This window comes from Chromohalobacter sp. HP20-39 (assembly GCF_033052815.1).
Classification (GTDB): Bacteria; Pseudomonadota; Gammaproteobacteria; order Pseudomonadales; family Halomonadaceae; genus Chromohalobacter.
In genome coordinates, this window is the sequence record NZ_JAWHTP010000981.1 from 1 (window position 1) to 250 (window position 250).

A 250-nucleotide genomic window follows, 5' to 3' on the forward strand; every position below is an offset into this window, starting at 1 on the left:
TGACCTGGGAGTCAAGACCATGAACCCGAACAAGATCCTCTCGCGGCGGAAGATGCTCCGCCATGGTGCCGGCGCGCTGGGCGCCGTGATGCTGACCCGCATTGTGTTTCACAGCCAACGCGCCGAGGCCGATAACGGCAACAAGGCGATATTGCATTATCAGGACAGCCCCAAGGAAGGACACCGGTGCGCAGACTGCACCGCGTTCAAACCCGGGGCCGAGGCCGATACAGGCACGTGCAAAGTGGTG

At 62.0% G+C, this 250-nt stretch carries 1 protein-coding gene; it reads left to right on the forward strand.

The genetic code is table 11. The features are described 5' to 3' along the window. Positions 1 to 19: 19 nt before the first annotated feature. Positions 20 to 250, forward strand: a 231-nt coding sequence (locus tag RVY79_RS20900) for a hypothetical protein (RefSeq protein WP_317466524.1), incomplete at its 3' end; no start/stop codon positions are given.